The organism is Cytophagaceae bacterium (genome assembly GCA_016722655.1).
GTDB lineage: Bacteria > Bacteroidota > Bacteroidia > Cytophagales > Spirosomataceae > Leadbetterella.
On the sequence record JADKIR010000004.1, the window covers coordinates 160,727 to 175,642 of the forward strand.

The 14,916-nt window shown below is 39.3% G+C and carries 9 protein-coding genes, 1 tRNA gene, 3 rRNA genes and 1 pseudogene; all 14 read right to left on the minus strand.

The features are described 5' to 3' along the window. Nucleotides 1-120: 120 nt before the first annotated feature. Entirely contained in the window at nucleotides 121-1,089 is a 969-nt protein-coding gene (locus tag IPP61_01370; protein MBL0323828.1) for a transposase, read from the minus strand. A 7-nt stretch (nucleotides 1,090-1,096) separates the two neighbouring features. Further along, on the minus strand, nucleotides 1,097-1,441 hold the full coding sequence (locus IPP61_01375; protein MBL0323829.1) for a transposase: 345 nt from the start codon (nucleotides 1,439-1,441) through the stop codon (nucleotides 1,097-1,099). Between the two features lie 220 nt (nucleotides 1,442-1,661). Then, nucleotides 1,662-1,773: ribosomal RNA gene (rrf, locus tag IPP61_01380) — 5S ribosomal RNA — on the minus strand. A gap of 270 nt (nucleotides 1,774-2,043) precedes the next feature. Next, nucleotides 2,044-4,856: ribosomal RNA gene (locus IPP61_01385) — 23S ribosomal RNA — on the minus strand. A 170-nt stretch (nucleotides 4,857-5,026) separates the two neighbouring features. Then, nucleotides 5,027-5,100, minus strand: a tRNA-Ile gene (locus IPP61_01390). Between the two features lie 143 nt (nucleotides 5,101-5,243). Next, a 16S ribosomal RNA gene (locus IPP61_01395) occupies nucleotides 5,244-6,745 on the minus strand. Together the 16S, 23S and 5S rRNA genes with 1 tRNA gene alongside form the textbook arrangement of a ribosomal RNA operon. A gap of 1,236 nt (nucleotides 6,746-7,981) precedes the next feature. After that, nucleotides 7,982-8,842 carry a hypothetical protein gene (locus IPP61_01400; GenBank protein MBL0323830.1) on the minus strand — a complete coding sequence of 287 codons (861 nt, stop codon included), beginning with the start codon at nucleotides 8,840-8,842 and terminating at the stop codon, nucleotides 7,982-7,984. Continuing rightward, nucleotides 8,839-9,012 carry a hypothetical protein gene (locus tag IPP61_01405; GenBank protein ID MBL0323831.1) on the minus strand — a complete coding sequence of 58 codons (174 nt, stop codon included), beginning with the start codon at nucleotides 9,010-9,012 and terminating at the stop codon, nucleotides 8,839-8,841. The genes IPP61_01400 and IPP61_01405 overlap by 4 nt, the downstream gene beginning before the upstream one ends. Before the next feature lie 142 nt (nucleotides 9,013-9,154). Beyond that, nucleotides 9,155-10,478: pseudogene (locus IPP61_01410) on the minus strand (proprotein convertase P-domain-containing protein). A 161-nt stretch (nucleotides 10,479-10,639) separates the two neighbouring features. After that, a complete protein-coding gene (locus IPP61_01415) occupies nucleotides 10,640-11,983 on the minus strand; it encodes a hypothetical protein (protein ID MBL0323832.1) in 1,344 nt (447 codons plus the stop codon). A gap of 13 nt (nucleotides 11,984-11,996) precedes the next feature. Next, nucleotides 11,997-12,116, minus strand: coding sequence for a lasso RiPP family leader peptide-containing protein (locus IPP61_01420; protein ID MBL0323833.1), 120 nt, complete (start codon nucleotides 12,114-12,116; stop codon nucleotides 11,997-11,999). A 452-nt stretch (nucleotides 12,117-12,568) separates the two neighbouring features. After that, a complete protein-coding gene (locus tag IPP61_01425) occupies nucleotides 12,569-12,778 on the minus strand; it encodes an alginate lyase family protein (GenBank protein ID MBL0323834.1) in 210 nt (69 codons plus the stop codon). 55 nt (nucleotides 12,779-12,833) lie between these two features. Continuing rightward, a complete protein-coding gene (gene mqo / locus IPP61_01430) occupies nucleotides 12,834-14,321 on the minus strand; it encodes a malate dehydrogenase (quinone) (GenBank protein MBL0323835.1) in 1,488 nt (495 codons plus the stop codon). Between the two features lie 47 nt (nucleotides 14,322-14,368). Further along, nucleotides 14,369-14,854 carry a DinB family protein gene (locus IPP61_01435; GenBank protein ID MBL0323836.1) on the minus strand — a complete coding sequence of 162 codons (486 nt, stop codon included), beginning with the start codon at nucleotides 14,852-14,854 and terminating at the stop codon, nucleotides 14,369-14,371. Nucleotides 14,855-14,916 lie beyond the last annotated feature (62 nt).

Genomic DNA, 14,916 nt, shown 5'->3' on the forward strand with positions numbered 1-14,916 from the left:
TTAATCGCAATAATTTCAGTAATAAGTAAAAACTGATCAACTTAATAACTCATCCCCCTCAGTCTTTCGACTGAGATTTAGCTTACTAATTTGGGATCAACCCAAAAAGTTGGGGGGGGATTACGCATATATTTTTTGTAATCTGAATAAGAAAAAGCTAATATCCCTTACACCCCTAAATTGGCTTCTTAGTGCTTTTACTTTTGCATTGAAAGACTCTGCTGAAGCATTTGTACTTCTATTATCGAAGTAGTTAAGGATGTATTCATAGTTGTTCTGAATAGTTCTGGCGATGGTATTGAATGTTTTCTCCTCAAACTTCTCTACTGAATTATACCATAAGGCTAACTTTTTAAATGCTATTAGTCTATTTTTTGACTGATGGAAAATATTGGATAGTTCTATGCTGAGGTCGTAGGCCTGTTTTAAATCGGGATATAGTCTAAATAAAACCTCAGACCTGTGTACTTGAGAAGCAGACCATTTATTTTCTCTTTGATGCAAAAGAAATCGGCTTCTGATTAATAGTTGCTTTAAGGTATCGCCGTTTTCCAAAACATCGGGAACGTATCTTTTCTTTAATTCTTTAGCATATTCTATTTCTTTATTTTCTTGTTCTATTGCCGCCCAACGATGTTTGATTCTGATTTCTTGTACTGCATCATTAGCTAGTTTTTGGATATGAAATCTATCAGATACCAGTTTAGCTTTTGGAAAACTTCTCTTTGCGATTCGTTCCATAGTTGGGGCTAAATCCAATGTTACTTCTTTTACTTTCTTCCTCTTGGACTCTGGGATTTTGTACAAAACCTCAATGACCGTATCACTTACAGTACCTTTCACCATAGCAATTAAAGCTCCCTTTTTGCCCTTTGCCGCTTTGTTTGTAAGTATAGTATACAAATCACCATTTGAAAGACAGGTCTCGTCTAATGATAAATATTCGCCAATATTTTCGGGAAAAAGTATCCACTGTTGAGCATGTTCTCGTTGAACCCAAGTTGTGTATCCACTCAGGTGGGCAGCATATTGCTCTTGTAGGCGTTTACCGTCTAATTGAAACAATTCACCTATTATTTTGCAACTAATAGGTGTGTTATCTAAAAGCTCCTTTTAAAAAAGCCGCAAATTCTGATGTCATTCGCGTTCCTGAAGCAACTAAATCCCAGTTTCTGTAAACTATTTTTCCTGTGTCATGATTGAGCCATTTGCGTCGCTTAATTTTCAAAAAACAAGCCTTGCCACGAAGTGGAAAATCCCTCACAGATTCTTCTTCAAAGTACCCTTTGGATTCAAGTTTTTGACCTTCGAATTCTTTAGGAATTAGATTTCGTTCTGCAATATGGATATTGAAAGAACTTTCTAATTTTTCTACTTTAACTACTTCAAAGTATTCAAATAAGCCTTCTGGTAGAAGTAATTGGATTAAGTCTTGGTTCAATTTCTATTATTTAGAACCCAAAATAAATAAGTTTTCTTTATCCCCCCAACTTTTTTGATTGATCCTAAGTCTTGGTTCAATTTCTATTATTTAGAACCCAAAATAAATAAGTTTTCTTTATCCCCCCAACTTTTTTGATTGATCCGTAATTTTTCAGATCTTCTATCAACTCCCTAAAACACAAAAACCCCAACATTACTGCTGAGGTTTTTGAATAATTAACTGGCATCTACCTACTCTCCCGGGTTTGATCCAAGTACCATCGGCGGTGCGGGGCTTAACTGCTCTGTTCGAAATGGGAAGAGGTGTTCACCCGCCCTATTAATCTTTTATGGTCGAATTGTGAAGAGGTGTTGGGTGGCCGGGGGTTTGTGTGAAGAGGACGGCCCCTCCTTATTGACACCATGAAGGTCCTTAAGCTTTAATCTCCCGATTTTGCTTTATCTCTTTATGGCTCTTGCTTTCAGCTTTTGCTGTCGGCTCCGGCGTTTTGTTTTCTTTTTGACATTTATGTCTTTAATCGCTACTCGTAACTCATTACTCGCAACTCATATAACATTGTGATAAGGAAAGACTGTGAAGAATAAGTTTTTTTTAAAAATATAAAGAGCTCAGTCGGTTCATTAGTACTACTCGGCTGCATACGTTACCGCACTTTCACCTGTAGCCTATCTACGTCGTAATCTCCAACGTTCCTCTAGGGAAGTCTCATCTTGAGGCGGGTTTCACACTTAGATGCTTTCAGCGTTTATCCCATCCATACTTAGCTACTCTGCCGTGCCCTTGGCAAGACAACAGATACACCAGCGGTATGTCCAATTCGGTCCTCTCGTACTAAAATCAGAACCCCTCAAACTTCCTACGCCCACCACAGATAGGGACCGAACTGTCTCACGACGTTCTGAACCCAGCTCGCGTGCCACTTTAATCGGCGAACAGCCGAACCCTTGGGACCTTCTCCAGCCCCAGGATGTGACGAGCCGACATCGAGGTGCCAAACCTCCCCGTCGATATGAGCTCTTGGGGGAGATCAGCCTGTTATCCCCGGAGTACCTTTTATCCTTTGAGCGATGGCCCTTCCATGCAGAACCACCGGATCACTATATCCTACTTTCGTACCTGTTCGACTTGTTTGTCTCGCAGTCAAGCTCCCTTTGCTATTGCACTCATCGCACGGTTACCAAGCGTGCTGAGGGAACCTTTGAAAGCCTCCGTTACTCTTTTGGAGGCGACCACCCCAGTCAAACTACCCACCAAGCGGTGTCCCCATTCCAGGGTTAGAAACCAAATATCCAAAGGGTGGTATTTCAACGTTGACTAAACGACGCCTGGCGACGCCGCATCTCAGTCTCCCACCTATCCTACACATCAGATACCCAGTCACAACGCTAAGCTATAGTAAAGGTTCACGGGGTCTTTCCGTCCCGTGGCGGGTAGACGGCATCTTCACCGTCACTACAATTTCGCCGAGCTCACGGCTGAGACAGTGCCCAGATCGTTACACCATTCGTGCAGGTCGGAACTTACCCGACAAGGAATTTCGCTACCTTAGGACCGTTATAGTTACGGCCGCCGTTTACCGGGGCTTCGATTCAATGCTTCTCTTGCGATGACATCCCCTCTTAACCTTCCGGCACCGGGCAGGTGTCAGGCCATATACGTCGACATTAATCTTCGCATAGCCATGTGTTTTTGTTAAACAGTCGCCTGGGCCATTTCTCTGCGACCACCATTGCTGATGGTTCCCTTTATCCCGAAGTTACAGGGTTAATTTGCCTAGTTCCTTAGCCGTGATTCACTCGAGCACCTTAGGCTTCTCGCCTCGACTACCTGTGTCGGTTTACGGTACGGTCACTGTATATCCATAACTTATCGGCTTTTCTTGGAACTCTATCCCCTAATTCGATTCGTCCGAAGACTCCTCTCAACGAACATTTCCGTCGGTTCGTATTAAGCTCCAGCGTCCGTCCCCGCTTCGTAATATACACTGGTACAGGATTCTTAACCTGTTTCCCATCGGCTTCTGCTCTCGCATTATCCTTAGGATCCGACTTACCCTCCGTTGATTGACATAGCGGAGGAATCCTTAGTCTTTCGGTGTGAATGGTTCTCACATTCATTATCGCTACTTATTCCTACATTTGCTTTTCTAATCACTCCAATGACCCTCAAAGATCACCTTCACCGTAATTAGAATGCTCCCTACCCAAGACTTACGTCTTGACTAAGCTTCGGTACTATACTTTATGCCCGCTTATTATCGATGCCCGCCCCGCTCGACCAGTGAGCTGTTACGCACTCTTTAAATGATTGCTGCTTCCAAGCAAACATCCTGGCTGTCTCGGCAGTCAGACTTCCTTTGTTCAACTTAGTATAGATTTGGAGACCTTAGCTGTAGTTCTGGGTTCTTTCCCTCTCGGACTCTGACCTTAGCACCCGAGCCCTCACTGCAGAGTATATATTATCGCATTCGGAGTTCGTCTGAATTTGGTAGGATGTGACTCCCCCGCATCCAATCGGTAGCTCTACCTCAATAATACTTACCTCCACGCTGTACCTAAATACATTTCGGGGAGTACGAGCTATTTCCCAGTTTGATTAGCCTTTCACCCCTACCCACAGTTCATCCGAACACTTTTCAACGTATACCGGTGCGGTCCTCCAGTTGGTCTTACCCAACCTTCAACCTGACCATGGGTAGATCACTAGGTTTCGCGTCTACAGCCACCAACTTAACGCCCTTTTCAGACTCGCTTTCGCTTCGGCTCCCTTCCTTAAAAAGTTAACCTCGCCGGTGACCGTAACTCGTAGGATCATTATGCAAAAGGCACGCCGTCACCATATCGCATGGCTCCGACCGCTTGTAGGCGTACGGTTTCAGGTTCTTTTCACCCGGGTACTCCCCGTGCTTTTCACCTTTCCTTCACAGTACTTGTTCACTATCGGTGTCTCAGGAGTATTTAGCCTTGGCAGATGGTACTGCCGAATTCAAAGGGAATTCCTCTGGTTCCCCCTACTCAGGATACTGCTCGTCCAGTTTCATTTACTCTTACGTGGCTATCACACTCTGTGGCTGACCTTCCCATGTCATTCAAATTTAAAAACTTTCCTAAATGCAGTCCTATAACCCCGAAATTGCCGTAACAATTCCGGTTTGGGCTAATCCGATTTCGCTCGCCACTACTCTCGGAATCACTGTTGTTTTCTTCTCCTATGGGTACTTAGATGTTTCAGTTCCCCACGTTCGCTCCACACTTATCGTGCGGTTCCAGGCCTTCAGCCTGGAGGGTTGCCCCATTCGGATATCTACGGATTAACAGATATGTGCTCCTCCCCGTAGCTTTTCGCAGCTTATCACGTCCTTCTTCGCCTCTGAGACCCTAGGCATCCCCCGTACGCCCTTCTCTTGCTCTCTCTTTTTCTTCTCAGTCTTTCCCATCATGTCAATGTACTCTTACGGCTTATCGCTATCAGCTTTACACTTCCTGCTTTCACCTTTGTGGTATATGTCCGTTATCTATACCTCTCTCTATTTTTCGACTTCATAATTAGCACATTATTAATTACTAATTATTCTTAAATTTGTGGGCCTGCCTGGACTCGAACCAGGGACCTTTACATTATCAGTGTAACGCTCTAACCACCTGAGCTACAAGCCCGCTATCAGAAGTAAGCTTCTCAAATGATTGGCTCGCCTCCGAGTCTTTGGTTAACTTGTCGGTGGGGATAAAATCTTACTCACAATTGTTGTTTGTCGTCTTTCCTTGTTTATGTTTCTTCTGATTTTATCAGAATATCTCTAAAAGGAGGTGTTCCAGCCACACCTTCCGGTACGGCTACCTTGTTACGACTTAGCCCCAGTCACTGGTTCTACCCTAACGAAGTCTTTTACCTTCCGCTTCAGGTCTACCCAACTCCCATGGCTTGACGGGCGGTGTGTACAAGGTCCGGGAACGTATTCACCGCATCATGGCTGATATGCGATTACTAGCGATTCCAGCTTCATAGGGTCGAGTTGCAGACCCCAATCCGAACTGTGACAGGCTTTTTGTGATTCGCTTACTCTTACAAGCTCGCTGCACTCTGTACCTGCCATTGTAGCACGTGTGTCGCCCTGGGCGTAAGGGCCATGATGACCTGACGTCGTCCCCTCCTTCCTCTCTACTTGCGTAGGCAGTCTCGACTGAGTCCCCACCTTTACGTGCTGGCAACAGTCTATAGGGGTTGCGTTCGTTGCGGGACTTAACCCAACACCTCACGGCACGAACTGACGACGGCCATGCAGCACCTTGTTTCGCGTCATTGCTGACTGATCCATCTCTGAATCATTCGCTCACATTCTAGCCCAGGTAAGGTTCCTCGCGTATCATCGAATTAAACCACATGCTCCACCGCTTGTGCGGACCCCGTCAATTCCTTTGAGTTTCACCGTTGCCGGCGTACTCCCCAGGTGGATTACTTATCGGTTTCCCTTGGACACTGATATCGCTACCAACATCTAGTAATCATCGTTTACTGCGTGGACTACCAGGGTATCTAATCCTGTTTGATCCCCACGCTTTCGTGCATCAGCGTCAGTATATTCGTAGCAACCTGCCTTCGCAATCGGTATTCCTTCCGGTATCTATGCATTTCACCGCTACACCGGAAATTCTAGCTGCCTCCAAATAACTCAAGCTCAACAGTATCGATGGCATGTAAAACAGTTAAGCTGCTACCTTTTACCACCGACTTATTAAGCCGCCTACGCACCCTTTAAACCCAATAAATCCGGATAACGCTCGCCACCTACGTATTACCGCGGCTGCTGGCACGTAGTTAGCCGTGGCTTATTCTAATGGTACCGTCATTATAGCTCGCAAGCCACACATTCTTCCCATTCAAAAGCAGTTTACAACCCAGAGGGCCGTCTTCCTGCACGCGGCATGGCTGGGTCAGAGTTGCCTCCATTGCCCAATATTCCCTACTGCTGCCTCCCGTAGGAGTCTGGCCCGTATCTCAGTGCCAGTGTGGGGGATACTCCTCTCAGAGCCCCTAAAGATCGTAGCCTTGGTAAGCCGTTACCTTACCAACTAGCTAATCTTACGCATGCCCATCTACTTCCTATAAATATTTCAATTATCAATGATGCCATTAATAATATTATGCGGTGTTAATCCCAGTTTCCTAGGGCTATCCCCTGATGTAGGTAGGTTGCATACGCGTTACGCACCCGTCCGCCGGTGTCATTGCTGACCCCTCGACTTGCATGTATTAAGCCTGCCGCTAGCGTTCATCCTGAGCCAGGATCAAACTCTCCATAGTAATTTCTTATTACGAAAAGATCCCAACTTTTTTTCAATCGTTTTCTTATCCTATCCCCAACAAGTTAATGAACTTTATTCCACTTTATATCGTGAACTCGTGCTATCTATTAGCTCCCTATTTTTTCCCTCTCTTTCAACCGGGGTGCAAAGGTAATAACCTTTTTTTACTTTCCAAATTTTAAGAGAAAAAAATTTAAGAATTATTATGAACTTTATTTCCCTCTTTTTGCTTTAACTCATTAGCCTCTGCCGTTTTGGGAGTGCAAAGATACCACTTACTTTTCCGCATTTCCAAATTATACTTGCATATCTTTTTTACCCCGTTTATTAAACTTACTTAACCCCAATTACTTACATTTTTAAATACTTCGTATCTCTATAAACCTTCTTTATTTAATCCTATTCTTTAAATCGCCCATTTTTGGGTAATTCTTGCATTTTTAATCCAAAATAGCATTCTACTACATTTTTGGGCTTGCTTTTTTTATATAACTAAATTGAATTATTTTTAAAAATACCTTCGCTCACTATCAAAATAATTATAATCGTAAACTTATTCGCCTCCGTTTTTTAACATAAAGTCAAATTCTATCTAAAACAAAGAGCCCGTTTTAAATCAAAAATCTCTAATAAGTAAAAACTCCTTAAAGTTTTAAGGGAAATCCAGCTTTATGTTTAAGATTTTACCTAAACTAAAAGCCTTCTAATTTCCCCTTTTGAAAATTTAACTAAAGATGTATTTAATCCACTACTAATAACACTTCATATACAAAAGGGTAAACGCGACTTTTGAAAATTTAGAGTATCTAGATGGTTTCGGTTTCCTTAATTCTATAAACTTATTATTAAATTCTCTTTTTCATAAATGGAAAACATCTTATCTATCTTATCTATCCTTAAACCCTCTTTTAAATAAGGCTGGAATTAATATTCCTCTTTTAAAGTAAATCCTATATATGTAAATCTTTAAAGAATACTCATTAATTAATAATTATTAGGACAAAAAAAATATGGTTCCAACACATTTTACTAAAAACCTGATATATATAGGTAAGGCAGATTCGATATATAGGTTAGTATTTTCATTGCATCTCTTAAACTCCTACATATATATAAGGTCTATCTTTATATACTGTATTTATACAATCAATAATTCTTTAAAAGGTAACTAATCTGAAAACAAAAAAGACAGACCCAAAAGTCTGCCTTAAAAACCATGTATGATTTAGGGGATTTATTTCTTATATAAATAAACAGATGAAGCAGCGGCAAGACTTTGGTTCATTTTGGGGGCCATGTCGCCATTGGCTGTAATGTTTGTGTATGACAAAATTCGACCTCCGCTGTTTCCGGCTTCAGCTATATAGACTGTTTTGGTTTCACCATCGTAAGCTACATCTACAGGATTGCCCAAGTTAGACATAGGGCCACTTACTCTAATCATATCTTTTGCGGCTATTGTTCCACTATTTGAAACTGAATTGAATTTTGATTTAAAACCTGTGATAACCTGAAAGCCTCCGTCTGATTGGGTATTTGTGGCGTCACCTATATCGGTTAACACCATTGTGTCTGTGCTCGCGTCATAATCTAGACCATGCGTTCTAACTATTCCTTCAATCGCTACTTTTTTAGATGTAGTCAACGTCATATTTGAGGTATTACTTAAGAAGTTGGTGTAAACCCCAAGTTTATTGTCAGCATCTGCTACTGCATAAAGGTCATTGCCTATAAATGTGATACCCCAAAGCTTAATATCTGTTGTGATTACATTTCTTAAAGAAAAACTATTTCCATTTCTTTGGTAAATAAATAGCCTTCCGTCTGGCGTAGCGGTGTTTTTGTCTACATCAGCATTGTCTGCAACTACATAGAAGTTTCCACTAACGGCCATTTCTCTTGGACTTTCCATGTCTTTTGATCCGTCAATATCTAAGGCTACGTTTAAAATGCCACCTAAATTAACTGAAGATGTAACTTTAAAACCTTCAATACCCTTAGATGAACGAGAAACTTGAAGGAGTGTGCCTGTACTTCCATCAAAATAGACACCGTCTGCAGCAGTAGAACTGGTGGCAAATGTGGTGGTCATCATATTTGAGCTTTTAGATCATATGCAGAAATATCGCCGTTGGAATTATTAGTAGCATATAATACCACTGACTGGGAAGGGGTAACCATGGATTCCATGGAATCGGTTTTTTCACATGCTGAAAATGCCAATGCTGTGGCGGCTAGGAAAAATAGTCTTGCGTGTTTTTTCATTTTTTAGCGAATTAATGTTTGTCAATTTTTTAACTTGAAACATCTACGCTTTTGAAAAAGAAAAAGATTGAAGAGTTTTAAAAAAAATGAATTATTAAAAGAGAATTATGCTTCTATACATTGAAATTTCACTGTGGAGACCTTAATGTCCATTTCTATTTTGTTTCGAAATGGTCACTTCTTGAGAATAGGTATTGTTTTTCCTGTTGCTTTCTTTATATTTTTTTTCTGGATCTATTTCTATTTCCAATGTGTACACCCCGTTTTTAAGGTTTTTGGGCAAATCTAAATATTGCCCTTCATAGAGCATACCGTAGGTATCATAACCTCCAACACTGATACCTTGATTGCCAGACTTACAATCGGCGAAGCTGCCGAAGCCATAGTTTAATAGATTTTGAGAAGTATACACTTGCCCTTGGACTTTGCAAAGACTGTCTACACCGTTACAAATACCATTATCAAACAAGCAATAACTTACTTTTGTACCTTCACAAATGATTTTGCGTTTATTGAAAAACGTCTTTTTTAGCAGCCTAAATTCTACCCATGAGTCTACATGGAAGTGATTATGCCCTGGTTTTGAATCATAATAATTTGAACCTGCTTCTACTAAAGTGCTAGTTATTTTTTGATTGTGTAACTCATAAACTTTTTGCGTTAACTTTTGTCTTGAATATTCTCCATTAGGGCAAACTATTGAACCTTCCACTTTTTGATCGCCGCAAAACCATTGATTATTTCCACTTACTTCTATCGGACCTGAACCAATGTTGGCAATGGTGGCGGCAAATCGCAATTGACGGATATTCTTTGTCATCAAAGGCATATTCTTTTATTTGACTTTGAGTAAATCTTTCTAAAATAGCCAAATCAGGTAATAATACACAATCAAAAGTGCCGTCTGGGCATTTGCAGGCTGCTGGGTTGGTTTCACTGCATCCCGATTGTGCAGAGTTTGGATTAGGGTCTTTTTCGAACTGTAAAGAGAAATAATTTAAACTTCCGGTGTTCCCTTCTCTAAGATCGGCAATCAGGATTTTCCATTCGCCATTTGGGTTTTGTCCGTTATTTATAAATTCTAATCTGCCATCTGGAATATATTCTCCTGTAAAAGGATATTTACCTTGATGAACAAAGCCTGAGAACCCATTTGAAGCAAAACAAGTATTAAAATAAAGAGTAGCACTTTCGTCGCCGTTTCTATTTGTTAGCCATACTCTGGTGCCATCTGGAGCAAGAATTTCTATTTTTAGATCGGAAATTTTTTCGTGATAAATATTGATGCAGACTTTTGACAGGCCGAATGTTGGGCTTAAGTTTTCTTTTACATTATTTACTTGTACTCTAAAAGTGTCGGTTCTGACGATACCATTGAAATCAGTGATAGCACCACCTTGTGAAAAAATCACTTGAGAAAACGAGCAAAATGGCAAGAAGAAAAAAAGAAATACAAATAGTTTCATAAAAAAAGTTTGTCTGAAAATCTAAATTAGAGATTTTCAGACAAATATACTATTTAAAAATCAGCCTTTTTGAAAATGATTCATACAAACCTCCTATTTTTAAAACCAATAATGTAGGAGAAGTTCTTTGGACTGTTAATTCAAAGCCATTTGAAGTTTGCTTATATACATAAAAAAACCTCTCTACCGATAATGTCTCTTAACACCACAGTTGGATTCTCAATATTGGTTTTTACACTAATCGTTCTGTTTTGAATAGGATTTACGATTTCAACAAATTCATTGAATTCATTAAAGCTTTCAGATACTATTTTTGAGTAATCTACGATATTGTTTTTACTAAGAAGTTTTAATCTGTAATAGTTTACGCCATACTTTGGATTTAGATCAAAAGTAGAATAAGCAGCTTTATCGGCATCATAATTTACACTTTCTATGGTCTCAAAGCTTTTTGGCATCAAAGGATTTTGAACTTCAAAACTTTCAAAATCCAAAGCATCAGAGGTAAACCACGATAACTTAACCTTATCTTTCTGATTTTCAGCTTTAAAACTTTGCACTTTTATAGGAAATGCAGAATTAGCGGTGTAAAAACAATCAACAGTGGCATTATAAGTCCCCGCGTTAGCACACTGAGAATCAGGACCATTTCCTGCAGTATTTACATCACAAAATTTAAGATTTGTTCCGAAATACTTACCACCACATTGAATGGTGGAAGTTCCAGCGGCTACATGTATCCAACCATTGGTACCAGAAATTTCTTTTGATATGTTTAAGTTTCCCCCTTGTATATCGATACTGCCATTATTAACCAAATTACCGGCGATATCAGCACCTCCAGTTTTAACAATAATGAATTTATTATTTGTCATGGGAAGTTGTTTATCCGTTACTTTAAGGTTATTTACCTCTATTAGACCATTGTTAATTAGCCCTCCGTGGTTATAATATTCGGTATTAACTTTTAAATATGAATAGTTATTAACTTGGCCTTCCCCATTTTCCATCTTTGAAACATACATGTTACCGTAATTAGTAACAGTGGCATTATTTCCAATATAAAACAAAGGAGTATTTAAAGCATTTAAAGTTCCACCTGCTTCATTACTTAAAAGCATAGTTTGGCCGCTATTCTGAGTGAAGTTTATGAAGTTGGTAGTAGTGAAATTAAATGTTCCTCCTGATTTATTATTCAACCTTAAAGTTCCTAGCCCCCCATTTAAGGATGTATTAATTGTTCCATAATTGTTTATAGTCCAACCTGAATTGGCACTTAGGCCGTCCCACTGTAAGGTAACACCCGTAGCTACGCAAATTGTACCATTGCCACCATTGATAGTAGGATTTGTCAAATTTGAAGTAATACACAAAGTCTGACCTGAATTTACGTTAAAACTAGTAGAACCTGTTCCGCTATATGTATAGGTACAAGAAGTACATTGACCAAATGAATTTTCACTAAGTATTAGTAATATTCCGAATATGAGTAATATTTTTTTCATTTTATGTGATATTTTATGGTGTATACTTATTTCCTCCAAAGTCAGACAAAGAGCCTGTTTTTAGTGTCAAATTGTTAACCGAACCTATTTTTTTAAGTTTCGGTTTTTCATATGTTCTTTTTTGTTTTTTCATATTTTGATAAATTTAAGTGCTTTCTAAATCCTGATATTTACTTTATGTTGATACTAAGACAATCAAAAATTAAAATGTCACAATGAAATCTATTGTATTATTGCAAATAATTTAATTTGGGGAGCCTAATATTTATGCCAAAGTTAAACAATTTAAATTAACAAAAAAAAATTTTTTTAGTACATATTAATTCAAAAAGAAAAAAATATTTTATAATATCTTAATTATTAGGTAATTAGAAAAAAACACATCCTTTGGATAATTTTACATTTTTTTGCTATTTCTACTTAAAGTTCAAACAGAACACAAAAAATAAAAATTACTCATTTTCCAAAAAAAGGAATTTTATCCAAAACAATCACACTAAATTATTCTTACAAAATAAAATTAAAAAAAACGAAATTTTTAATGGTTCAAAATCAATAGTTTCACCGAAAACTTAAAAAATACAATTATTCAATATTATTAATGCCCTTATCGTTTTCTGTTTGGTAGTTCCATAAGTCTACACCTAGGTTTTCGGCCAATCTGGCGATGGTCATAAAGCCAAGCAGGTTCATGTTTGCGTAATTCCAGGATGCGGTTCTTGCCAATTCATTTGGTTGAGGTTGTGTTTCTAAACTTTCTTTCCTGATATCTAACAAATGAGTCTTTGGGATTATTTAAAAATAATTTAAGTATTTTATGAAATATATAATCCAATAAATACGCTTCACATTAATTTTCAAACAAAACCTGAGAGATAGCTCTGGCTTTTGATACATTTTCTGGAACAGCCATTAAATCTTTGGCTCTGTAAGGAATCATTTGGGTTAGGATATCTTGCCATTCTTTGCTGTGATATTCTGGAAAACATTTTTCTAGCACATCGAGCATAATAGAAACCGCTGTAGACGCACCTGGCGAAGCACCCAAAAGTGCAGCCAAAGAACCATCAGCACAGTGAACAACCTCCGTTCCGAAACCTAAAATACCTACTTGCTCATCATCTTTTTTAATAACTTGCACACGCTGTCCGGCCACTTTTATTTCCCAGTCATGGTTTTTCGCCTCCGGAAAATACTCCCTGAGAGCATCCATGCGGTCTTCAAACGAAAGTCTAACTTGGTCTATGAGGTATTTGGTGAGTTTCATGTTATGCCAACCCGCAGCCAACATTGGAAACACATTGTCTATTTCTATACTTTTTATAAGGTCGAGGTAAGAGCCGTTTTTAAGGAATTTAGTAGAAAAACCAGCGAAAGGCCCAAAAAACAAGGCCCGCTCACCGTTTATTCTCCGGGTGTCGAGGTGCGGTACAGACATCGGCGGTGCTCCCACCTTGGCTTTGCCATACACTTTTGCAAAATGCTGCTCTATTACTTCCTGATTTTTACAAACCAACCACTGCCCACTCACAGGGAAACCGCCGTAACCTTCGGCCTCGTGGATATCCGATTTTTCGAGCAAAGACAAAGTACCACCGCCAGCACCTATAAAAACAAAATTAGATTCTATGATCAGTTTTTCATGATGAACATCGTCTTTTGCCTCAATTTCCCACAGCCTGTTGTCTTTTCTTTCTATATCATTTACTTCTACGCCGAGTTTTAGGGTGGTGTTTTTCTGATTTTTCACAAAATCAATTAGACCAGCCGTTAATGCTCCGAAATTCACATCGGTTCCATTATCTATGCGTGTTGCGGCTACCGGCTCGTTTTGGTTTCTTCCTTCACTTATTAGGGGAATCCAGGCCTTAAGCTGCTCGTGATCTGTGGCAAATTGCATGTTACTAAAAAACGGATGAGCTTGCATGGTTTCAAACCTTTTTCGAAGAAAAGCCACATCGTCAGCACCCGACACAAAACTCATGTGAGGGATAGGGCTGAGAAAGTCTGAAGGGTGGTCAATGCATGCATTCTTTATCAAATAGGACCAATATTGTTTTGATTCTTTAAACTGAGCATTGATTTTTAAAGCCTTCGAAATATCTAGGCTACCGTCTTCATTTTCAGGTGTATAGTTTAATTCACAAAGAGCTGCATGCCCAGTACCGGCGTTGTTCCAGGCCGATGAGCTTTCGGCAGCCACCACATCCATTCTTTCGAGAATCAAGATGCTTTTTTTGGGTTCTAAACGAGCTAAAATACTAGCCAAAGTGGCACTCATGATACCCGCACCTATAAGTGTATAGTCGGCTTTTATGTGGACTTTATTTTCGAACATATTTAGTTTTTTGATTAAAATTAGAAAGAATTGATTTTCGCCATAAATCAGGCTCCATATACGTTATTAAAGGTATATTCTAAGCCTAAAACATCAGGCAATATCTGTTTCAAATGGTGTTTTAGGTGCTCGGGGTAATCTCGCATGATGAAGCTCAACTTAAAAGGCGACGATCCTTCGATACTCACTTCGTGGTTGAGATATAAGGAATTAACATTTGCAATCACGTGGGCGATGTGCTTGTTATAAAACGCCCAAAGGCTCAGCAAATCACCCCATTTGGCTTTGTTATAATTTTGCACAAAAACCCACTCATCTTGCATATATCCTACCATTTGGAGATTCGGATTATTGATTGTTCGCACAATCTTTTGCTGGTTATTGCATGCGGAATCTATCAAATGCCCAATCAATTCTTTTTTAGACCATTTATTGGGCAGAGGCTTTATAGAAGCTTCTTCATCACTTATTTTTCCTAAAACGGGCAAAAACTTTTCGATTATATCTAACAAATGAGTAGCCACTTCTTGCATACAATTACTTTGGTTTTTTAAACCAACAAGTTAAAACTTTGAACTTCAAAAAACAGAATGCC

What these genes read in the sequence shown, in the direction of transcription:
- IPP61_01435 (MBL0323836.1), bottom strand. Translation starts at nt 14,854, where the DNA reads ATGCAAGAAGTGGCTACTCATTTGTTAGATATAATCGAAAAGTTTTTG.
- IPP61_01400 (MBL0323830.1), bottom strand. Translation starts at nt 8,842, where the DNA reads ATGATGACCACCACATTTGCCACCAGTTCTACTGCTGCAGACGGTGTC.
- IPP61_01415 (MBL0323832.1), bottom strand. Translation starts at nt 11,983, where the DNA reads ATGAAAAAAATATTACTCATATTCGGAATATTACTAATACTTAGTGAA.
- IPP61_01405 (MBL0323831.1), bottom strand. Translation starts at nt 9,012, where the DNA reads ATGAAAAAACACGCAAGACTATTTTTCCTAGCCGCCACAGCATTGGCA.
- IPP61_01420 (MBL0323833.1), bottom strand. Translation starts at nt 12,116, where the DNA reads ATGAAAAAACAAAAAAGAACATATGAAAAACCGAAACTTAAAAAAATA.
- mqo (MBL0323835.1), bottom strand. Translation starts at nt 14,321, where the DNA reads ATGTTCGAAAATAAAGTCCACATAAAAGCCGACTATACACTTATAGGT.